The sequence below is a fragment of the Phocaeicola sp. HCN-40430 genome (assembly GCF_037890285.1).
GTDB classification, from domain to species: domain Bacteria; phylum Bacteroidota; class Bacteroidia; order Bacteroidales; family Bacteroidaceae; genus Phocaeicola; species Phocaeicola acetigenes.
This window is the reverse complement of sequence record NZ_JBBKBS010000079.1, coordinates 1-482: the sequence shown is the minus strand read 5'-3', so window position 1 is coordinate 482 and position 482 is coordinate 1. Positions and strand designations below refer to the sequence as shown.

General features: G+C 46.1%; 1 protein-coding gene. It reads left to right on the top strand.

Annotated features, from left to right (window positions below; translation table 11 throughout):
• Positions 1-206: 206 nt before the first annotated feature.
• Positions 207-482 (top strand): type IX secretion system motor protein PorL/GldL (porL, locus tag WKU26_RS12675; RefSeq protein ID WP_340322317.1); only part of this gene is annotated, 276 nt, incomplete at its 3' end.

The window sequence follows — 482 nt, the reverse complement described above, 5'->3', positions numbered from 1 at the left end:
TTACGAAGACCTCATGCGCAAGTACGAAGCAGAAAGCTATTACGATCCCCCCAAGAAGAAAGGATTCTTTGCCAGAGTATTCGGAAAACAGAAGTAAAGGAAACAAAGGAAATTGTCAATTATCAATTGTCAATTGTCAATTGAAGAAGCCTCGTCAACTAAACTTACAAACTCAAAAACTCAAAAACTAAAAAACTTACAAACCAATGAATAAACTAACCACCTTTCTAAGCTCAAGAACAGGAAAAAGACTCCTCAACATGGCATACTCGTGGGGAGCCTGCCTCGTCATTCTCGGAGCCACATTCAAGATCATACACTTCCCCTACGACGACGTGTTCCTCATCATCGGGATGACCACGGAGATCATTATCTTCTTCATCTCCGGGTTCGACGAACCCGCAAGAGAGTTCAAGTGGACACGCGTGTTCCCGCAGCTCGACAGCAGACACACCGCGGAACCGGCACACCAGCCCGCCGTG